The organism is Paenibacillus sp. 276b, from assembly GCF_900107875.1.
GTDB lineage: Bacteria > Bacillota > Bacilli > Paenibacillales > Paenibacillaceae > Paenibacillus > Paenibacillus marchantiae.
On record NZ_FNRR01000004.1, the window covers coordinates 573,730 to 595,748 of the forward strand.

General features: G+C 47.9%; 17 protein-coding genes. All 17 read left to right on the forward strand.

From position 1 onward, the window contains the following. The first annotated feature begins 41 nt into the window (after nt 1–41). The 17 genes from bshC (at nt 42) to ftsA (ending at nt 22,018) form a co-directional block, all read left to right on the forward strand. The gene (bshC, locus tag BLV50_RS21790) at nt 42–1,673 is read left to right on the forward strand and encodes a bacillithiol biosynthesis cysteine-adding enzyme BshC (RefSeq protein WP_064636428.1); all 1,632 of its coding nucleotides are present in this window, start codon (nt 42–44) and stop codon (nt 1,671–1,673) included. A gap of 45 nt (nt 1,674–1,718) precedes the next feature. Further along, on the forward strand, nt 1,719–2,984 hold the full coding sequence (locus BLV50_RS21795) for an adenosylhomocysteinase (RefSeq protein ID WP_063566994.1): 1,266 nt from the start codon (nt 1,719–1,721) through the stop codon (nt 2,982–2,984). 275 nt (nt 2,985–3,259) lie between these two features. Continuing rightward, entirely contained in the window at nt 3,260–3,697 is a 438-nt protein-coding gene (mraZ, locus tag BLV50_RS21800; RefSeq protein ID WP_017687291.1) for a division/cell wall cluster transcriptional repressor MraZ, read from the forward strand. Nucleotides 3,698–3,715: 18 nt separating this feature from the next. Continuing rightward, on the forward strand, nt 3,716–4,666 hold the full coding sequence (gene rsmH / locus BLV50_RS21805; RefSeq protein WP_064636430.1) for a 16S rRNA (cytosine(1402)-N(4))-methyltransferase RsmH: 951 nt from the start codon (nt 3,716–3,718) through the stop codon (nt 4,664–4,666). Between the two features lie 27 nt (nt 4,667–4,693). Continuing rightward, a complete protein-coding gene (locus tag BLV50_RS21810) occupies nt 4,694–5,122 on the forward strand; it encodes a hypothetical protein (RefSeq protein ID WP_063566991.1) in 429 nt (142 codons plus the stop codon). A 50-nt stretch (nt 5,123–5,172) separates the two neighbouring features. Then, a complete protein-coding gene (locus BLV50_RS21815; RefSeq protein ID WP_090809942.1) occupies nt 5,173–7,503 on the forward strand; it encodes a penicillin-binding transpeptidase domain-containing protein in 2,331 nt (776 codons plus the stop codon). A 93-nt stretch (nt 7,504–7,596) separates the two neighbouring features. Then, complete coding sequence (locus BLV50_RS21820; protein WP_053781224.1) at nt 7,597–9,561, forward strand: stage V sporulation protein D; 1,965 nt, start codon at nt 7,597–7,599, stop codon at nt 9,559–9,561. Between the two features lie 130 nt (nt 9,562–9,691). After that, nucleotides 9,692–11,179 carry a UDP-N-acetylmuramoyl-L-alanyl-D-glutamate--2,6-diaminopimelate ligase gene (locus BLV50_RS21825; protein WP_090809944.1) on the forward strand — a complete coding sequence of 496 codons (1,488 nt, stop codon included), beginning with the start codon at nt 9,692–9,694 and terminating at the stop codon, nt 11,177–11,179. Next, complete coding sequence (gene murF, locus BLV50_RS21830; protein WP_090810046.1) at nt 11,179–12,591, forward strand: UDP-N-acetylmuramoyl-tripeptide--D-alanyl-D-alanine ligase; 1,413 nt, start codon at nt 11,179–11,181, stop codon at nt 12,589–12,591. Before BLV50_RS21825 ends, murF begins: the two co-directional genes overlap by 1 nt. 12 nt (nt 12,592–12,603) lie before the next feature. Next, nucleotides 12,604–13,572, forward strand: coding sequence for a phospho-N-acetylmuramoyl-pentapeptide-transferase (mraY, locus tag BLV50_RS21835; RefSeq protein ID WP_063566988.1), 969 nt, complete (start codon nt 12,604–12,606; stop codon nt 13,570–13,572). Between the two features lie 3 nt (nt 13,573–13,575). After that, nucleotides 13,576–14,997, forward strand: coding sequence for a UDP-N-acetylmuramoyl-L-alanine--D-glutamate ligase (gene murD, locus BLV50_RS21840; protein ID WP_090809946.1), 1,422 nt, complete (start codon nt 13,576–13,578; stop codon nt 14,995–14,997). 48 nt (nt 14,998–15,045) lie between these two features. Beyond that, a complete protein-coding gene (spoVE, locus tag BLV50_RS21845) occupies nt 15,046–16,143 on the forward strand; it encodes a stage V sporulation protein E (RefSeq protein ID WP_063566986.1) in 1,098 nt (365 codons plus the stop codon). A 7-nt stretch (nt 16,144–16,150) separates the two neighbouring features. Beyond that, complete coding sequence (gene murG, locus BLV50_RS21850; RefSeq protein ID WP_063566985.1) at nt 16,151–17,260, forward strand: undecaprenyldiphospho-muramoylpentapeptide beta-N-acetylglucosaminyltransferase; 1,110 nt, start codon at nt 16,151–16,153, stop codon at nt 17,258–17,260. A 148-nt stretch (nt 17,261–17,408) separates the two neighbouring features. Next, complete coding sequence (gene murB, locus BLV50_RS21855) at nt 17,409–18,314, forward strand: UDP-N-acetylmuramate dehydrogenase (RefSeq protein WP_063566984.1); 906 nt, start codon at nt 17,409–17,411, stop codon at nt 18,312–18,314. A gap of 17 nt (nt 18,315–18,331) precedes the next feature. Continuing rightward, the gene (gene murA / locus BLV50_RS21860; RefSeq protein WP_090809948.1) at nt 18,332–19,615 is read left to right on the forward strand and encodes a UDP-N-acetylglucosamine 1-carboxyvinyltransferase; all 1,284 of its coding nucleotides are present in this window, start codon (nt 18,332–18,334) and stop codon (nt 19,613–19,615) included. Nucleotides 19,616–19,673: 58 nt separating this feature from the next. Beyond that, the gene (locus tag BLV50_RS21865) at nt 19,674–20,441 is read left to right on the forward strand and encodes a cell division protein FtsQ/DivIB (RefSeq protein ID WP_063566982.1); all 768 of its coding nucleotides are present in this window, start codon (nt 19,674–19,676) and stop codon (nt 20,439–20,441) included. A gap of 293 nt (nt 20,442–20,734) precedes the next feature. Then, the gene (gene ftsA, locus BLV50_RS21870; protein WP_063566981.1) at nt 20,735–22,018 is read left to right on the forward strand and encodes a cell division protein FtsA; all 1,284 of its coding nucleotides are present in this window, start codon (nt 20,735–20,737) and stop codon (nt 22,016–22,018) included. Nucleotide 22,019 lies beyond the last annotated feature (1 nt).

Genomic DNA, 22,019 nt, shown 5'->3' on the forward strand with positions numbered 1-22,019 from the left:
ATCAAGAAAGGCTCTTTGAAGCAGAATAGGAGGCAGACCTCATGAAAGGTATTACCGAGGCACTCCGCAGCGGAACGCGACTTGCAGAAGACTATGTCTGTTCAAGGGATGCTGCGCGTGGCCTTTACCAATATGACATTCGCTGGGAATCGGGGCTTCATACGCGTGCCGAGTGGCTAGACCAATCGGAGAACACACGTATTCCTCGTCAACATCTGGCAGAGTATCTACGTATATATAATAAACGTGTGAACGATCATGGTGCAGTCCATGAATCCATCACACGTCTCGCGGAACAAGAAGCGTTGGTTGTTACGGGGGGACAGCAAAGCGGCCTGCTTACAGGTCCGTTGTTTGTAATTTATAAAGCAGCAAGTGTAGTTGCAGCTGCGCGGGAAGCGGAGAACAGGCTACAACGGCCGGTCGTTCCCGTTTTTTGGATTGCAGGCGAAGACCATGACTGGGATGAAGTGAACCACACATACTTGCCTGACGCCAACGGTGACATGACGAAGATCAAGTTACAAGGGCGGTTTGCAGGCAGGGATTCTGTGAGTTATGTCCATGTGGAAACAGAACAATGGATGACCGTGCTGAAGCAGGTGGAGCATCTGTTACCGGATACGGTGCACAAACCTGGTTTGATGAAGCTGGTTACGGAAATTCATCAGTCGAGTTCGAATCTGAGTGATGCGTTTGCTCGGTTAATCTCAGCATTGTTTGGCAGCAGTGGACTTATTCTGATGGATGCTGCAGATCCAGACTTGCGCAGGCTTGAGCAGCCTGTATTTGAGCGTTTGATTCGTGAAAATGGGACATTACGCCAAGCATATGCACAAGGTGCCTCCGCATTGGAACAAGCCGGATATGCCATGCCAGCTGAAGTCGCGGAAGATGGGGCCAATCTGTTTTACATACATGAAGGGGCACGGTTGCTTCTGATGTTGAAAGACGGCTTGTACAGCGACCGTAAAGGTCTGGTTTCATTTACAGAAGAGCGACTGCTTCAGGAACTGGCTGAACATCCCGAGCGGTTTAGCAACAATGTATTGACCCGGCCATTGATGCAAGATTCCATTTTACCTGTAGCGGCTGTTATCTTAGGTCAAGGTGAGATCGCGTACTGGGGATTGACACGTGAAGCGTTTGGCCGGTTTGGGCTGCAGATGCCTATCTTGCTTCCACGTCTGTCCTTTACCATTTTGGAAGATGTTCATCACAAACATATGAAGCAGTACGGTCTTTCTTTCCAGGACGTTCAATATCATATGGAAGATAAGAAGGAACAATGGCTGGCACAGCAGGAGACCTTCCAGGTCGATGAACAATTCGAGCGCGTTCAGCAAGCATTTGCCGATCTATATCGTCCATTACTTGATCAGATCACAGAGATCCATCCTGGTCTGGACCGAATTGGAGATACCAATGTAGGTAAGATCAGCGAACAGATGCAATATCTGCAACAGCAGACCCACAAAGCCATCAAAGATAAACACAATGTGAGTCTAAGACACTGGAACGGGATGCAAAACTCACTCTTTCCCATGAACAAACCACAGGAACGAGTACATAACGTACTCTTTTACCTGAACCGTTATGGAACCGAGTGGATCGGACAACTGATTGAAAGTCAGAACGAATTCCGTGGACAACACCAAGTGATCACATTGTAGTGCCGTTTTATAATAGAAGGAATAGATAATCGAGGAGGATGAGGAATGACTACCCCTGCATTGCAAAACAGTATCGTTAAGGATATGGGACTCGCTTCGGAAGGTCATCTGAAAATTGATTGGGTAGAAGCACATATGCCGGTGTTAAACCGCATTCGTCGCCAATTTGAACAGGATCTTCCGTTTAAAGGTTTGAAAGTAGCCATTTGCCTTCACCTTGAGGCCAAAACAGCTTACCTGGCGAAAGTCATTCAAGCTGGTGGTGCAGAAGTGACGATTACACACAGCAACCCATTGTCAACACAGGACGATGTTTGTGCTGCTCTGGTGGAAGACGGCGTTACTGTGTATGCCAAACATAATCCGGACCCTGTTGAGTTCAAAGAACTGCAACTTCGTGCACTTGAAGTGAAACCTGATCTGATCATTGATGACGGTGGAGACTTTGCCACTATCATTGCATCTGAACGTCCTGACCTAGCTGCCACCATTCGTGGTGGAGCAGAGGAAACGACAACGGGCATCATTCGTTTGAAAGCTTTGGCGAAAGAAGGACAATTGCGTTTCCCAATGGTTGCAGTCAATGACGCTTATTGCAAATACTTGTTTGATAACCGTTACGGTACAGGTCAGTCTGCATTCGATGGTATCATCCGTACAACTAATCTGGTCGTTGCAGGAAAGAACGTAGTTGTAGTGGGTTATGGATGGTGTGGTAAAGGTGTAGCGATGCGTGCCAAAGGGCTCGGAGCAAATGTCATCGTAACTGAAATTGATCCTATTAAAGCCGTAGAAGCACATATGGACGGATTCCGTGTCATGACGATGGTAGAAGCTGCAAAATTGGGTGATTTCTTCATCGCTGTTACCGGCAATAAAGATGTGATTACTGGAGAGCATTACGATGTGATGAAGGATGGAGCAATTCTTAGCAATGCGGGTCACTTTGACGTGGAAGTAAACAAACCTGAACTTGCTAAACGTTCCGATTCGATTCGTACCGTACGCCGCAACATTGAAGAATATCGCTTCAAAGATGGCCGTAAGATGTATTTGCTGGCTGAAGGACGCCTCGTAAACCTGGGTGCAGCCGATGGACACCCTGCTGAGATTATGGATACAACGTTTGCATTGCAAGCGCTGGGTCTGCGTTATGTGAGCGAGAACTATGCGGAACTGGGTAAAACCGTTGTTAATGTACCTTATGACATTGACCAACAGGTTGCCAGTTACAAACTAGAAAGCTTGAATATTGCCATCGACTCTTTGTCCGCCGAGCAGGAAAAATATCTGGACAGCTGGAAATTCTAAGAGGCATCCATTAATTACAAGCTGATTAAGTGCTTCAAAGGGTTTAAAATGGTTTATTAATGATATGGCTCATATGCGGGTGTACGTGCGATTGCCCGTAAACGGGAAACGTCTTTGATCCTGAGTGACAGGATCAAAGACGTTTTTTTGCGGTTGGAAATTAAAAAAAAGTAAAGCCCGTAAGAAGGGTTTTGATTTTTTTGTGCGAATCTATTATGCTTAGGTGGTGGAAAGTGGGGCAAAGTGGGAGAAACGGGTGAGGAGTGAGTGGGCCAATGTTTATGGGGGAGTTCCAACATAGCATTGATGACAAGGGTCGGGTTATTATTCCGGCTAAATTCCGCGAATCTCTGGGACCGTCTTTCGTTGTCACACGGGGTTTGGACCAGTGTCTTTTCGTGTACCCCATGGAGGAGTGGGGGGTCATGGAACAGAAGCTCAAAGCACTGCCGTTGATGAAATCCGATGCACGTGCGTTTACCCGGTTTTTTTTCTCGGGTGCCACCGAATGTGAATTGGACAAACAGGGCAGGGTAAATTTGCCGGGCAATCTTAGAGAGTATGCCAAGCTGGACAAGGATTGCGTTGTTCTTGGCGTGTCGAACCGGGTGGAGATTTGGAGCAAAGGCATATGGGAGAGTTATTTCAATCAATCCGAAGAAGCATTCAACGACATTGCCGAAAAGCTGGTCGATTTTAATTTTGATCTATAAAGTCAGGAGGGGTGCAGGTTGTTTCACCACATAACCGTACTCAAAGAAGAGGCAACAGAGGGATTAAACATCAAGCAGGACGGTATATACGTGGACTGCACTTTAGGCGGTGGCGGACATAGCTCCGTGATTGCATCCAAGCTCGGTCCAGGGGGACGTCTGATCGCACTGGATCAGGATGATTGGGCTTTGGATAACGCGCGTGAAAAATTGGCTCCATATGGAGAGCGGATTACATTGGTGAAAACCAATTTCCGTGATCTCGAACAGGTACTGAAAGAACTGGATGTACCGATGAAAGATGGCGTGCCACAGGTAGATGGCATTTTGTACGATTTGGGGGTATCATCGCCGCAATTTGACGAAGGAGAACGTGGATTTAGCTACAATCACGATGCTCCGTTGGATATGCGTATGGATCAGGACGCATCCCTTACCGCCAAAGAGATTGTTAACGAATGGCCGGAAGAGGAGATTGCCCGCATTTTGTATCGCTATGGTGAAGAGAAATTCTCTAGACGAATTGCTCGTGTCATTGTTGAAAAAAGAAAGCAGTCCACAATTGAGACTACTGGCGAACTGGTGGAATTGATCAAAGAAGGGATTCCGGCGGCGGCTCGTCGTACCGGAGGACATCCTGCAAAACGCAGCTTCCAGGCATTGCGAATTGCGGTTAATGATGAGCTGGGCGCGTTCGAAGAAGCGTTACATCAGGCCGTTCGGTGCTTGGCACCAGGCGGACGTGTATCTGTTATTACTTTTCACTCACTTGAGGACCGAATTTGCAAACAGATTTTTAGCAGTTATCTGGAGAAATGTACATGCCCTCCCGATTTTCCGTTGTGTGTTTGCGGCGGTAAGGGTACCATGCGTTTAGTGAACAGAAAGCCGCTGATTCCAACGGAAACGGAACTGGCCGAAAACTCCCGTGCTCGTTCAGCGAAGCTGCGCGTAGCCGAGAAACTGTAAATCAAGAGCGGAGGAGAGAGTCGGAGTATGGCATATACACGTGGTAATCTGGCAGTGAAAGAAAAAGCGTCCCAAGAACGTGTGGCCCAGCAACGGTACAAGGAAACTACCAAAGTGGTGACCCGTCGTACCGGTCTTCCGGCACGCGAGAAATTTTTGTATCTGATTACTCTGGTTGCAGTCATTGTTGTGGGTGGTGTAATGATGTCACGTTACGCTCACATCTATGATCTGAATAAGCAGGCACAGACGACGTTGTCTGATGTGAGAGACGCAGAGAAAACGATTGCAGATCTGCAAGTGGAGAAAGAAAAACTGAACAATCTGGTCATCGAGAATGCTCGCAAACTTGGTTATGTTGAGGCTTCCGGTAAGGATGTCATTTTTGTACCTCGCTCAACAAGTGCAACGAACTCGACAGGTACTGAATCGTCCTCGGATACAGCAAATAAGTAGAACATTTTGTATCAATCCATACAAAGTGCTGAAGCAAAAGAGGTGTACCGATGGTAAAAAGAATAAAGATGCGCACGCTGCTTATAGGGGGATGTATTACCCTCTTTTTTCTTGTATTAATAACCCGCATATTCTTTATTCAGGTTGTTAATGGCGGTATTTGGCAGGAGCGAGCAGCTGGTTTGGTCGAACGTGAACAAACCATCAAGGCCAGTCGCGGGACAATCACAGACCGCAATGGTAACATCCTGGCCACAGATGCACCTGCTTACACGGTATCTGTAAACCCGGAGATGATTAATAAACTTGGGATTGAAGATGTGGTTATTAACAAATTATCTAGTTTATTGGGTAAAAGCGAGAGTGAAATGCGCGCACTTGTAACAGCCAAAAAGAAAGATGGGACATTCTTTCAACAACGTGAAGTGCGCAGTGAAGGGTATAAAATTAGCCCTGAACTCGCTGCTAAAGTAGACGAATTTCGCGAAAAACTTCAGGATGACTACAAGGCTAAAAACGCGATTGTCATGACACAGGAGTCGAAGCGATTTTATCCAGAAGAAACGCTCGCCTCTCATCTGCTGGGATACATGAGCCGTGATGGCAAAGCGGTTAACGGACTTGAGGTCTCGTATGATGAACAGCTTACAGGTACAGATGGTTATCTGAACTATCAGAAGGATGCCAAAGGGTACAAGCTGCCTGATTCCCAGGACAACTACCTTCCACCGCAGAATGGAAGTAACTTGAAACTGACGATTGATGATACAATTCAGTACTACATCGAAGATGCAATGAAAGAAGCGGTAGCCCAGTACAATCCACTGAGCATGACTGTCATTGCAGCAGATCCTAACACGATGGAAATCTTAGGAATGGCCAATTGGCCGACCTTTAATCCTAATACGTATGCGGAAACGCCGGATCAGAAGAATTTTATCAATCATGCGATACAATCCATCTATGAACCAGGGTCTACTTTTAAAATTGTTACTCTGGCGGGTGCGGTTGAAGAGAAGCTGTTTGATCCGAATGCTACGTTTGAATCCAAGCGAGTCTATATCGGTGGCTACCCAATCAGTGATAACGGTCACGCCTATGGCCGGATTTCCTACTTGGAAGGTGTCAAACGTTCAAGTAACATTGCGTTCGTTAATCTGGGCTATAACATGCTTGGCGGTGAACGTTTGCGTCATTACATAGACCAATTCGGTTTTGGTAAAAAGACGGGCATTGATCTGCCGAGTGAATCGGCTTCACCAATCAAGCCGCTGGTTTATAAATCGGAAATTGCCACAGCAGCATATGGTCATGGTCTCGTACAGGTAACGCCAATCCAGCAGGTAGCAGCCATTTCGGCCATTGCCAACGGCGGCAAACTTATGGAACCGCATCTGGTAAAGGAAATTATTAACCCGAATGACGGTACATCAGAAGTAATCAAGCCGAAGGTCGTTCGTCAGGTCATTTCCAAGGAATCTTCCAAACTGGTGAGTGGGTATCTGGAACAGGTTGTAGCCGACCAAACGATTGGTACAGGGCGCAATGCTTATATCGAAGGATACCGTGTGGCTGGTAAAACGGGTACGGCAAGAAAAGTTGTGAATGGGACATACAGTAAATCCAAAGACGTTGTTTCGTTTATCGGATTTGCACCTGTAAATAATCCCAAAATCGCGATGTTAATTGTGATTGACCAGCCTGACGGTGCCAATATTGGCGGCGGTACTGCAGCTGCTCCGGTATTCAAGAAGATTGTGAGCCAGACCCTTCAATACATGGGAGTTCCCAAAGATACAGTAAAGACCACTGACAAAAAGTCAAAAACAACGCCGGTCGTTCAAGCTAAAGCTCCTGATCTGTCAGGTAAGACAGCCAAACAGGCTAGAAGCCAACTTTTGAACGCAGGAATTGCCTATGAGACGCTTGGTCAGGGTGAAAATGTCATTCGCCAGTATCCTGTGGCGGGTGCAGCCATGAATCCTGGCCAACGAATCTACCTTTTGACCGAAGAGAGCAGCAAAATGAAGATCCCTGATCTGACTGGCGAATCTCTACGAGATGCACTTGAAGTGCTCTCCCTCATGAAAGTGGGCGTAACCGTTAAAGGTGAAGGATATGTGGTGAAGCAAACGGAGCAGGTGGCAGGCGAACAGAGAACGGTTGAGCTTGTGCTGCAGACGGCCAAAGCGGCAGTTACCGGTATAGCAGATGAAGCTCCTGAGTCTTCTGATCCAGCATTAGGGGACGAGACTAACAATCAGGGAGCAGCTGATGGAACGGGGAACACCGAAGAAACGGGCAAAACGGATACTACAAATCCACCTTCAAATGAGACAAAATCGTCTGGTAACACTTCGGACGGGGCTTCGCTTCCATAGAGATCACAGACAGCTTGTTCTAACCCCCGGTTGTCCTGAATATTCATGAATTGAACACAATCATGATTTTGGGACGAGTGGGGGGATCTTTTCGTGAAGGGGTCAAGCGTAAATCTGCGGCGTAGGTTGTTATGGAGTTTAGTGATTTTAGTTCTGTTATTCTCAGCCTTGGTAATCAGGCTTGCTTATGTACAGTTAGGGAAAGGACCGGAACTCTCTGCGAAAGCGGAAGAGTCTTGGCGGCGGAATATTCCTTATTCAGCCAAACGGGGAGAGATCCTGGATCGAAATGGAACCTCTCTCGCCTACAATATAACCACACCAACCATTATGGCGATTCCTGCCCAGGTCAAGGAAGCGGAGACAACAGCAAGAGCACTGGCTCCTTTGCTGGGGATGACCGAAGAGAAAGTGCTGGCAACCATCAAGAAAAGAGAACTAATTGTACGACTACAACCCGGTGGCCGCAAAATTACGATGGAGAAAGCTCAGCACATCCGTGATTTGAAGCTTCCGGGTATCGTTGTTGCTGAGGATAATAAACGCTTTTATCCTTATGATGATCTGGCGGCTCATATTCTTGGTTTTACGGGTATTGATAATCAGGGCTTAACGGGTGTAGAGAAAAAGTATGATGATAAGCTGAACGGTTTGAATGGCAGTGTGTCCTACTTGTCCGATGCGGCCGGAAGGCTTATGCCGGGCTCATCTGAGAAGTATGTGGAACCAAAGGATGGTCTGAACCTGAAGCTGACTATTGATAAATCGATTCAGTCCATCATGGAACGCGAGCTGGATCAGGCTATGGTCAAGTTCCAGGCCAACTCGGCGCTTGCTATTGCCATGAACCCTAAGACGGGTGAAATCCTTGGCATGGCCAGTAGACCCGGATACGAACCAGCCGATTATCAGCAATATCCGGCCGATGTATACAACCGGAATTTACCGATCTGGATGACGTACGAACCGGGTTCAACGTTTAAAATTATTACGCTCGCAGCAGCACTTGAAGAGAAAAAAGTAAATCTGACGCAGGATCAGTTCTATGATCCCGGATTTGTTGAAGTTGGAGGCGCTCGCCTGCGGTGCTGGAAAAAGGGCGGTCATGGAAGTCAGACCTTCCTCCAAGTCGTGGAGAACTCCTGCAACCCTGGATTTGTTGCACTGGGTCAGAGGCTGGGCAAAGAATCATTATTCTCCTATATTAAAGACTTCGGTTTTGGCACCAAAACAGGCATCGATCTGAGTGGTGAGGCCAGCGGGATTCTGTTCAAACTGTCACGGGTCGGTCCTGTGGAGCTTGCGACCACTGCTTTTGGTCAAGGGGTATCCGTTACGCCGATTCAGCAAGTAGCGGCTGTGTCAGCAGCTATTAATGGTGGTAAACTATACAAGCCATATGTTACAAAGGCTTGGGTTCATCCCGAAACGGGTGAAGTGATGGAAGAGGCCAAACCGGAACTGGTTCGTCAAGTCATCTCGGAAGATACGTCCAAGCAAGTACGTGAAGCACTTGAGAGTGTCGTTGCCAAGGGTACGGGGCGTCCGGCGTTTATTGATGGATACCGGGTTGGCGGAAAAACGGGTACGGCCCAGAAGGTAATCAATGGACGTTACTCCTCTACCGAGCATATTGTATCCTTTATCGGTTTTGCTCCAGCGGATGATCCGCAGATTGTTGTGTATACTGCGGTGGATAACCCGAAAGGGATTCAGTTCGGCGGCGTGGTTGCCGCACCGATCGTACAGAACATTCTGGAGGATGCGCTGCATTATATGAATGTTCCGGTTCGGAAGGATCAGGTAGCCAAAGAATACAAGTATGGAGAAACCAAAATCGTGACGGTTCCCGATCTGACAGGAGCTACGGTCGAAGACCTGTATGAGGATCTGAATATGAACTTTATGCTGGCCAAATCCGGCAGTGGGAAATATGTCATTAACCAGGCTCCAAAGCCAGGAGCACGGGTTGATCAGGGTTCTACTATACGAATCTATATGGGTGATGTTCTGAATGATATTCATGATCATACCAAGGAGGAAGGACAAGAGCCCTGATGGGGCTCTTGATCCCCACCGCAACAAAATGCACTGAGTTGCGTTTCATTAATTGGCTGTGTTTACGATATTAATGATTACAGAGAACTGTTGAAATTGAAGTAAACTTGGAAAAAGTGAGGTTATTCATGTGCTTTTAAAACAACTTTCATCAATGCTAACAACCGCCCGTGTCATTGGCGAACCAAATACAGAATGTCAAAACCTACAGACAGATTCTCGCCAGGTACAACCGGGAGATCTGTTTATCTGTCTTCCAGGACATACGGTTGACGGACATAACTATGCTGAGAAGGCTGTAAACGCTGGAGCTGTCGCTCTGGTTGTGGAACGAGAGCTGGATCTTCCTGTTCCGCAGTTGCTGGTAAAAGACAGCCGTTTCGCCATGGCTGTACTGGCAGATTCCTTTTTTGACTCGCCAAGCCGTAAGATGAATATGATTGGTGTAACGGGAACCAACGGAAAAACAACGACTACCTATTTAATTGAAAAAATCATGAGTGACTTTGGTCAAAAAACAGGATTAATCGGGACCATTCAAATGCGCTATGACGGGCGCACATACCCGATGTCAGGTACTACACCGGAAGCACTTGATCTACAGCGCAGTCTGAATGATATGGTTCAAGCAGGCACGGACTGTTGTGTTATGGAAGTTTCATCCCACGCTTTGGAGCAAGGTCGGGTGAAGGGGACGGAATTTCGTACGGCTGTATTTACCAATTTGACGCAGGATCATCTGGATTACCATCATTCCATGGAAGAATATCGCGGAGCGAAAGGACTGTTCTTTGCACGGTTGGGTAACGGATATACCGCAGATGCTTCCAAGCGCAAATTTGCAGTGATCAACGCAGATGATCCCGCAGCAGCTTATTTTATATCTGTAACGGCAGCTGAAGTCATTACATACGGCATGGAGGAAAATGCGGATGTACGCGCATCCCAGATTTCAATTACCTCGCAGGGGACTTCTTTCCATGTAGACACATTCAGAGGCAGCACTGATATTCGTTTACGGATGGTAGGCAAATTCAATGTGTACAACGCAATGGCTGCCATCGCTGCTGCTCTGGTTGAAGACATTCCGCTGGAGGAGATCAAACGTAGTTTGGAGACGGTACCTGGCGTAGATGGACGTGTTGAGGCTGTTGACGAAGGACAGCCGTTTGCAGTCATTGTTGACTATGCTCATACCCCAGATGGCCTGGAGAACGTATTGCGGACGGTGAAGGAATTTGCTGAAGGCCGTGTGATCTGCGTATTTGGATGTGGTGGTGACCGAGATCGTACGAAGCGGCCTCTAATGGGTAAAATTGCTGCGAAGTATAGCGATATCGTATTTGTTACTTCCGACAATCCGCGGACAGAAGATCCCGATCTGATTCTCAAGGATATTGAACAGGGCTTGATTGAAGATGCCATTCAACCTGACCGTTATACGATGATTGTGGATCGGCGCCAGGCGATTCATGAAGCTATTGAAATGGCAAGCCCTGCCGATGTAGTATTGATTGCGGGCAAGGGGCATGAGACCTATCAAATCATCGGCACAACCAAGACGGACTTTGACGATCGGATCATAGCGAAAGAAGCGATAAGGGGCAAATCCAATTGATAAAAAGAACATTGGCACAATTGGCCGAGATGTGTGGAGGAACACTAACTGACATTGCTGCTTATGGTGATGTTGGTGTTGAAGGTGTATTTACAGATTCGCGTAAGCCCGTTCAAGGCAGTCTCTTTATCCCGCTTGTTGGCGAAAGGTTTGACGGACATGAATTTGTGCAAACCTGTGTAGAGAAGGGCGCTGCCGGAACTTTATGGCAAAAGGATCACGGAACTGCACCTCAAGGTGCTGTGATTATTGTGGAGGATACCCTGGTTGCATTGCAGGAGCTTGCGTCCTCCTATTTAAAAGAAAACAAGGCCTCCGTTGTAGGCATTACAGGCAGCAATGGTAAAACAACAACAAAGGACATTGTGGATGCCATTCTGTCTACCACGTTCAAAGTGCATAAGACCCAAGGCAATTTCAATAATCATATTGGTTTGCCGCTTACCGTACTTAGCATGGAACCAGACACTGAGATCGTAATTCTGGAGATGGGTATGAGTGGCCGAGGAGAGATTGAAGAATTATCTTTAATTGCCCAGCCGGATGTCGCAATCATCACGAATATTGGTGAATCCCATCTACTTCAACTGGGATCTCGATTGGAGATTGCTCGGGCAAAAGTTGAAATTGCTGCTGGCATGAAACCAGGTGGATTGCTGATATACAACGGCGACGAACCGTTGATTGAGCAGGTTCTGGCGGAGCCAGCGACTAAGCTGCCTGAAGGACTTCAACGGTATACATTTGGCTTGCAGACGGATAACGATGATTATCCTACTGGAATTATGAATGCACAGAGTGGGGTTGCGTTTACAACCAAGCAGTCTGGAGAGGATGCTCTTACACTGCCATTATTGGGAACACATAATGTGGTCAACTGTCTTGCTGCATTAGCGGTTGCCCGTCATTTTGGAGTGGCTGCTGAACAGATTGTAGCAGGACTGTCACGTCTGAAATTAACCGGCATGCGCATCGAGATTATTAACGGGGTCAGTGGTTTGACCATGCTCAATGATGCTTACAACGCTAGTCCAACCTCCATGAAAGCCGCTGTGGATGTGCTGGAGGGCCTTAAGGGGTATCGGATCAAAGTTGCCGTGCTCGGTGATATGCTAGAACTGGGGCCTCAGGAGCATGAGCTCCATCGGGGAATCGGTGAATATATTACACCCGACAAAATGAATATGGTGCTGGCTTATGGCCCTTTATCTGCGAGTATCGCAGAAGGAGCAAGACAAAACATGCCAGCAGAAGCCGTACACACTTTTGAGAGCAAGGAAGAATTGACCCGATATCTACTGGAGAATCTCCAATCCAGAGATGTTGTCTTGTTTAAGGCCTCCCGAGGCATGAAGCTGGAGGAAGTGGTCGAAGCGCTAAAAATAGCTCCATTACAGAATAGAGTAGACTAGAGGGGTGAACCCATGGATTTTCAGGTATTACTGTTAACAATCGGTGTTTCATTTATTTTGGCGGTGATTGCTGCACCGCTCTTGATTCCATTGCTGCGTCGAATGAAGTTCGGACAGCAGGTTCGGGAAGATGGGCCACAGAGCCATCTGAAAAAAAGCGGAACACCTACAATGGGCGGAGTAGTTATTTTACTCGCGTTCACATTGGCCTTTTTGAAATTTTCAGCGGTCAAAAATACGGACTTTTACGTCCTGCTGGTGGCTACACTCGGCTTCGGTCTGATTGGTTTCCTGGATGACTACATCAAGATTGTATTCAAACGTTCACTGGGGCTGACGGCTAGACAAAAGATGATTGGTCAGTTGTTTTTCAGTGCAGTGATGTGCTACTTGCTGATTCAGAATGGACACAGCACAGCCATATCGATTCCAGGTACATCAGTCTCCTTCGACTGGACGGGATGGTTCTACTATCCGTTTGTGGTATTCATGATGCTTGCCATCACGAATGCAGTTAACTTTACCGATGGTCTGGACGGCTTGCTGTCCGGCGTGAGCGCCATTGCATTTGGGGCATTTGCCATTGTGGCGATGCAGGCAACATCCATGCCAGCAGCGGTATGTGCGGCGGCGATGATTGGTGCGGTACTTGGATTCCTGGTATATAACGCACACCCGGCCAAAGTGTTTATGGGAGATACAGGCTCACTCGGAATTGGTGGTGCGATTGGTGCCGTCGCCATTGTGACGAAGACGGAACTTCTTTTTGTCATCATTGGCGGTATTTTCGTCATCGAAATCCTGTCCGTTATCATTCAAGTAGTATCTTTCAAAACTCGTGGCAAACGTGTATTCAAAATGAGCCCGATTCATCATCACTTTGAACTGAGTGGCTGGTCGGAATGGCGAGTTGTCATTACTTTTTGGGCGGTAGGTGCCATTTTGGCCGCTCTTGGACTTTATCTCAACAAGGGGTTGTAAACAATGAATCATCCTGAATCATATCGTGGACAACAAGTGGTCGTGCTTGGACTGGCCAAAAGCGGCGTGCAGGTCGCCAAAGTACTGGATCGTGCCGGCGCAGTCGTTACAGTTAATGATAAAAAAGAGAGAGAACAGTGTCCCGAAGCATCCGAATTGGAGGCTTTGGGAATTTCTGTTGTATGCGGGGGACATCCGGACGACCTGATTCATAGTGATGTGAAGCTTGTAGTCAAAAATCCGGGCATTCCTTATCAGGCACCTCCTGTGCAACAGGCACTTGCCTTAGGCATAGAAGTGGTGACTGAGGTGGAGGTAGCTTACCATCTATGCGCTGCGCCTATGATCGGGATCACGGGCTCTAACGGGAAAACAACCACAACAACGTGGGTAGGCAACATGTTGGAGCTTGCCGGTTTGAAACCAATCGTTGCCGGTAATATTGGAACGCCATTGTGTGAGGCGGCAGAGCAGGCTTCTGCGGATAACTGGATGGTGGTGGAGCTTAGCAGTTTCCAACTGAAAGGCACATCCGATTTCCGTCCACGCATTGCAAGTTTGCTAAACGTGGCGGAGACTCATTTGGATTACCATGGGGACATGGATGATTATGTGGCTTCCAAAGCCAAATTGTTCTCCAACCAGCAACCGGAGGATGTAGCTATCCTTAACTGGGATGACCCGGTATGTCGCGGACTGGTTCCTTATATTAAAGCAAGACTGCTCCCATTCTCGCTGACAGAGAAGCTTGAAGCAGGGGTATATGCCGATCCTCCATACGTGGATGGGGAAGAGGATGATGTGAAGCGCCAGGTGATCTATGCAGACGGTGAGGGCAACCATCATGTCATTATTGATGTGGAAGACATCGGAATACCAGGACGATTTAATGTGGGAAATGCCTTGGCAGCAGTAGCTATTGCTGTATCCGCTGGAGCCGATCCATCTGTGCTTGCTGCGCCTCTGGCTGACTTCAAGGGGGTTGAACACCGTCTTGAATATGTACTTGAACATAATGGAGCGGGCTATTACAACAATTCCAAAGCGACCAACTCCAAAGCAACCGTAATGGCGCTGAACTCCTTCAAGGAACCAGTCGTGCTCATTGCCGGAGGACTGGATCGTGGTTCAGACATGATGGAATTGCTGCCATTATTCCAGGAGCGCGTGAAAGCTGTGGTTGCTCTTGGAGAGACACGAGAGAAAATTGCCAAGGTCGCGGAACTGGCGGGATTAAAGCAAATTAAGGTCGTCGATAATGAGGAGGACGCTGCTCGGACGTTAACCGCTGCCGTGCAGGAAGCTTCACAGTTTGCAGCTCCAGGTGATGTGGTCTTGTTATCACCGGCGTGTGCAAGCTGGGACATGTTTCCTTCCTATGAAGAGCGGGGACGCATTTTTAAAGAGGCGGCGCATAACTTGTAAGTAGGGGGGTGGAAAAGCCCCTACTTCCATGCAAGGGGTGGCCTCCTGATGAAACAGACGCGACCGGCGCCGGATTTCTGGCTCCTAATTTGTATTCTGGCATTGCTTGCCATCGGCATTATTATGGTATACAGTGCGGGCTCGGTGCTTGCTTTTCATGACTACGGTGATTCATTTTACTTTGTCAAAAGACAGCTGCTGTTCGCCGGACTTGGACTTGCTGCCATGTTTGTTACGGCAAATGTGGACTACCGGGTCTGGAGAAAGTATGCAAAGCCTATACTGATTGCCTGTTTTATAATGCTGATTGCGGTGCTGATTCCTGGCATCGGAGTGGTTCGGGGAGGGGCACGAAGCTGGTTGGGCATTGGCTCGTTCGGCATACAACCTTCAGAATTCATGAAACTGGGTATGATCCTGTTTCTCGCTCACTGGTTAAGCAAGGAACCTGGCAAAATCAAAACGTTCACGACGGGGCTTCTGCCACCGCTCGGCTTGATTGGTTTGGCCTTTGGTATTATTATGCTTCAGCCCGATTTGGGGACAGGCACCGTGATGATGGGTGCATCGATGCTGATTATTTTCACAGCAGGAGCACGGATGAAACATCTATCACTGCTTGCCCTCGGCGGTATAGCAGGGTTTGCCGGACTGATTGCGGCAGCTCCCTACAGATTGCAGAGAATAACGGCTTTTTTGGACCCGTGGTCTGATCCACTTGGTGCCGGATATCAGATTATTCAATCTTTATATGCGATCGGCCCTGGAGGACTTGCGGGCTTGGGGCTGGGTATGAGTCGACAAAAATACAGCTACGTACCCGAGCCACAAACGGATTTTATTTTTTCCATTTTGGCAGAAGAGCTAGGCTTCATTGGTGGAATGATTGTATTATTGCTGTTTCTGGTCCTGGTGTGGAGAGGGATGCGCGTAGCGATGACGGTACCGGATGCTTTTGGCAGCCTTCTGGGTGTAGGCATTGTGGGTATGGTGGCTGTGCAGGTCATTATCAACATTGGTGTCGTGATCGGGCTTATGCCGGTTACGGGGATTACGCTCCCGCTCATCAGCTATGGCGGTTCATCTCTGACCTTGATGTTGACAGCGCTAGGCATATTATTGAACTTATCCCGTTATGCGAGGTGAATGTACGATGCGAGTCGTTCTAAGCGGCGGCGGTACCGGTGGGCATATCTATCCGGCCGTTGCTATAGCAAGGCAATGTGAGGCGGAGAATCCCGACTCGACATTTTTATATATCGGTGGTACCCGTGGACTGGAAAGTAAACTGGTGCCACAAGAGAATATTCCGTTTCAATCGATTGACATTACAGGTTTTCGCCGGAAATTGTCCTTTGACAACGTGAAGACTGTGATGAGATTTCTGCAAGGTGTTCGCAAAGCCAAGAAAATGCTCAAGGAATTCAAACCCGATGTTGTCATCGGTACGGGGGGCTATGTGTGTGGGCCTGTCGTATATGCAGCAGCCAAACTTGGTATTCCAAGTGTCATTCATGAACAGAATGCCATTCCCGGGTTAACTAACAAGTTCCTTACCCGGTATGTGGACACGGTAGCTGTTAGTTTTGAGGGTTCGGAGAAAGCATTCTCTGGAGCCAAAAGGGTTGTGTATACCGGCAATCCAAGGGCTACAACGGTAGCTCAAGCTAGCCGTGATCGTGGTTTTGCGACACTGGGTGTACCGATGGACAGCCGAGTTGTTCTTGTGGTTGGTGGTAGCCGTGGTGCGAAAGCAATCAATAAAGCCATGGTGGATATGGCACCGATGCTGGCCAAGCTTGAAGATGTGCACGTGGTCTACGTGACTGGTGATTCTTATTTTGATGAAACGCGTGAAGCGATTCGCAGTTCCCTTGGAACGATGCCAAATCATCTGCATGTGCTGCCCTACGTACACAACATGCCTGAGGTTCTTGCATGCACGTCGCTGATTGTAAATCGTGCTGGGGCATCATTCCTTGCCGAGATTACATCTCTAGGTATTCCATCCATTCTGATTCCGTCACCTAACGTGACGAATAATCATCAGGAGGCGAATGCTCGTACACTTGAGGGTGGTGGTGCATCGCTTACGATGCTGGAGAAGGATCTGACAGGCCAGGCGCTATATAAAGCGATTGCTGGAATTATGAATGACGAAGCGGCGCGCAAAAGGATGGCGGAAGCCTCCAGGGAACTGGGGAAACCTGATGCAGCCGAGGTGCTTGTGAGCGAGATTCGGCGTCTTGCTGCAGGGCGTTAAAGTGCGTTTTGGGCGATTGTCACACACACGGCGGGACTGACATAAGATACCCTATAAATCGTGACAATCGTTCCATGGCGCCGCAACACGGCTTGCAGCAACGAAAACTGCCGTGCTCATCGGTTTTGAAGTAAAGGAGGATGTTAATATGCAGCAGTGGATATCGTTACTATCCCAGAACAATGTCGGCAAAGTTCTTGAAAACGAGCCGCTAGCCAAATACACCACATGGAAGATCGGCGGTCCTGCAGATGCGCTGGTCATACCGGAAAACAAGGAGCAGATGATCAATCTCATTCAATTGCTGCACAAGCATCAGATCCCATGGATGCAGCTTGGACGGGGTTCAAACATGTTGGTGTCTGACAAGGGAATACGCGGAGTTGTCGTGAAACCGGGAGAAGGCTTTGATTATGCCGAATTTCACGAGGGCGGGGTAACTGCCGGAGCGGCACATTCCTTTGTTAAACTCAGTGTTGTTGCTGCAAAGAAAGAGTGGACCGGTTTGGAATTTGGTAGCGGCATCCCCGGAACGGTCGGCGGAGCCGTATATATGAATGCTGGTGCCCATGGATCGGATGTGTCACGGATATTTCAATCCGCTGAGATTGTACTGGAGACAGGGGAATTGGTACGTTACAGCAAGGAGGACATGGAATTTGCCTATCGCCACTCTGTTCTTCATGACCGGAGAGGTATCGTGCTGGAGGCTACATTTGCACTCCAGCAGGGAGAACGCAAAGTCATTTCGGAATCGATGGCCGCTTATAAAGACCGTAGACGCCGTACACAGCCACTGCAGATGGCGTGTGCTGGCAGCGTGTTCCGGAATCCACCTGGTGATCATGCCGCCCGCCTGATTGAAGCAGCGGGGCTAAAGGGTATGACTCAAGGAGGCGCACAGGTATCCACCATGCATGCCAATTTCATTGTCAATACAGGCCAAGCAACAGCAGAGGACGTTATCACCCTAATGCAGCAGATTCAGAACACTATATCATCTCAAAACGGTATTAACCTGGTACCGGAAGTCTTCGTAGTGGGTGAACGGTAAACCCCGGAGGTGATACATTGGACAAATTGGTGATTGAAGGCGGGAAACCCCTCTCAGGATCCATACGCATCCATGGAGCAAAAAATGCCGCTTTACCGATTATGGCCGCAAGTTTGTTGGCAGACGGAGAAGTTACGCTGCACAACGTTCCACACTTGCTGGACATTGAAGTGATGCTGTATATCCTGGAACGACTTGGATGCACGTGTCGGCATGAACAGGGAACAGTGACGATAGATACATCGTCCATCCGGTCATATGATGTGCCTGAGGATCTCATGAAGCAGATGCGTTCTTCCATTTTTTTAATGGGACCATTACTGGCTAAGTTTGGGCAAGTATCCGTGTACCAGCCAGGTGGCTGTGCCATTGGGGAACGTAAAATTGATCTTCACCTTCGGGGCCTTGAGACGCTCGGAGCTTCGATTGAAGAGCTGGATCAGCAGATCATATGCCGCGGGCGCAAGCTGGTGGGTACAGACATTCATCTGGATTTCCCCAGTGTAGGAGCCACAGAAAATATTATGATGGCTGCTGTTACGGCTGAGGGTACAACAACGATATTTAATGCAGCCAGAGAACCTGAGATACAGGATTTGCAACATTTTCTGAATGCAATGGGTGCACGGATTATCGGTGCTGGAACGGATACGATCACCATTAATGGTGTGGAGAAACTCAAGCCTTGTTCTTACGAAATTATACCTGATCGGATCGTTGCAGGAACGGTGATGATTGCAGCCGCAGCAACGAGAGGGAATGTAACGCTTACACACTGCAATCCGGCTCATCTTACTTCCCTTATACATGTGTTGAGGCGTACTGGTGTTCAAATCACAGTCTGCAATGATATAATGACGGTGAGCTGTATGAGCCGTCCCAAATCAGTAGACCGCATTGTGACTTCTCCGTATCCTTCATTTCCAACAGACCTGCAGTCGCAAATTATGGTGCTGCTCAGTCTGGCAGACGGTTTCAGTGTGATGAAGGAAACGGTATTCGAGGGTCGGTTCAAACATGTGGATGAGCTGAATGTCATGGGAGCCGATATTTCGGTAGACATGAATGCAGCATTTATCCGTGGCGTTCCCCGTTTGTACGGGGCTACAGTGGAAGCAACCGATCTGCGTGCAGGTGCAGCACTAGTCATTGCTGGCCTTGCTGCCCAGGGAAAAACGGTTGTGGAGCAAGTACATCATATTGATAGAGGGTACGATCGTATCGAGAAGCTCTTTCAGAGTCTTGGAGCTTCGGTTGAGCGACAGTCCCCCGTTTCGAAGCAGCTGGATTTTGCCAATTAACGTCCTTTGAGTCCCCTTCTTAAGGGAAGGGGGCCGGAGGCTTTGTGGAGCGCGACCTATGCCTAAAAGTCAAATTCCGGTTCTGAAGAAGAATCGGCCCAAACGAAACACAAGCCGTAAAATCGTATTTATTCTTTTACTTCTTTTTATTGTATTACTTGCTGTACTTTTTTTTCGTTCTTCGATGAGTCGGATTTCGGCAATTGAGATTACGGGTAATGTATACACAACAACTTCGGAACTGCTGGAGAAAAGCGGTCTGAAGGAGGGCGAACAGTTTTTTGGGACAACCTCTGCTGATGTGATTGAGCGACTGAAAACGATCAAGGCTATATCAACCGTAACTGTGGATAAACAATTTCCGGGTACTATTCTTATCAAGGTGCAGGAATATCCAACGGTTGCGTATGAACTTGGTTCTGACGGTACGCTAAAAGCCATACTGGCAAGCGGGACAAGCTTAACGGTTCCTGCCACCATTGGCGTTGCGGTTGAGAAACCGATTTTGACCCAGTGGAAGGCGGACGATCCGCTCAAGGCCAAGCTGAGTGAAGCGTTGGCCAAGATCCCGAATGAACTAACGACGGATATTTCAGAGATTATTCCGAATCCTACACCTTCATTCCCGGATCAGATTCGGATGTATACCAAGTCACAGTTTGAAGTGATTACAACTGTTTCTCTATTGTCCGATAAGGTAGAGTATCTCAACCAGGTCATTGAGACGGAACGGCCAGGGAAAATCACGATGCTAGAGGCTGATACGTACGTGCCTTTCATTCCGGATAACCCGGAAGAAGATGCTGAACCAGGAGCAACTCCCTGATTTCCGCCTTTATTCGGTAGAGAAGTATTCAAAACCAGGCGGGATCGGGGTTTAGCCCCTTTTATCCAATGAAAGTTGTTCTTTCTGAGACGAAGAAAAAATGATACACTTGAACTTATGGCACTTGAGTTGCCTCCTTCTTTTTTCTTCAAGGTTTTATGTCTCGCAACCAGATCTTGGCACCCAAAAAAATTGTAGAAAAAAGAGGGAAAGCCTAAAGTGTGTTGAATATATTTTAAGAGTGTTTAAACCCGAACGTATTTTACTATTTGGAGTCAGGAGGTGCCACAGACTTGAGCAACAATGACATCATTGTTAGTTTGGACATCGGTACATCCAAAATTCGCGCTATTATTGGGGAAATGAATAATGGAACCTTTAATATTATTGGAGTTGGATCTGCCGACTCGGAGGGAATTCGCAAAGGTGTAATCGTAGATATCGATCAGACGGTGCAATCGATCCGTAATGCAGTGGATCATGCAGAACGTATGGTAGGTATTCAAATATCCGAAGTATATGTTGGAATCTCGGGAAATCATATCGGACTGATGAGCAGTCACGGTGTCGTGGCAGTATCTAACGAGGATCGTGAAATCGGAGAAGAAGACATGGAGCGGGTGTTGAAAGCAGCCGAAGTGATTGCGGTTCCACCGGAACGGGAAATTATTGATGTTGTAGCCAAGCAGTATGTTGTAGATGGCTTGGAGGGCATACAGGACCCCCGTGGTATGATTGGTGTTCGTCTGGAAGTAGAGGCGACCATCATTACGGGTGCAAAAACCGCGATACATAATCTTTTGCGCTGCGTGGAAAAAGCGGGTCTGAAAGTAAGTGATTTGGTACTCATGTCACTTGGAGCAGGTCAGCTGGCATTGTCCAAGGATGAAAAAACGATGGGTTCCGTGCTTGTTGATATCGGAGCAGGGGCTACAACCATCGCCATCTTCGAAGAAGACAGTCTCGTTGCAACTTCAACGCTACCTATTGGTGGGGAGTTTGTAACGAATGATATTGCCTATGGTCTGCGCACATTAACAGATCAAGCCGAAAAGGTAAAATTGAAATATGGCTGCGCATGGCTGGATGATGCTGCTGCGGATGTCATGTTCAAAGTAACACGGATCGGCAGCAACGTAGACAAGGAATTCTCTCAAGAGGATCTGGCGGCTATTATCGAACCGAGGGTTCAAGAAATATTCCAGATGATTTCTCAAGAAGTGAAGCGTCTTGGTTACAATGATCTTCCTGGAGGTTATATACTAACGGGAGGTACGGTCTCTATGCCGGGTGTTCTGCAGGTAGCTCAGCATGAGCTTGCTGCTTCGGTACGAGTTGCGGTGCCGGATTATATCGGTGTGCGTGACCCTGGCTTCACGAGCGGAGTCGGCATTTTGCACAGTGTAATCCGCAGTTTGCGTATTCGTCCCTCGATCAACAACGGCGGTGGAAATAACAACAACAATAATAACAACAAAAAACCGACCAACCGTCCTAAGCCGAATGCGGCCCAGGAATCGGAGCAAAAACCAGGTCTGTTCGAACGGCTGAAAAATATGTTCAGCGAATTTATATAAC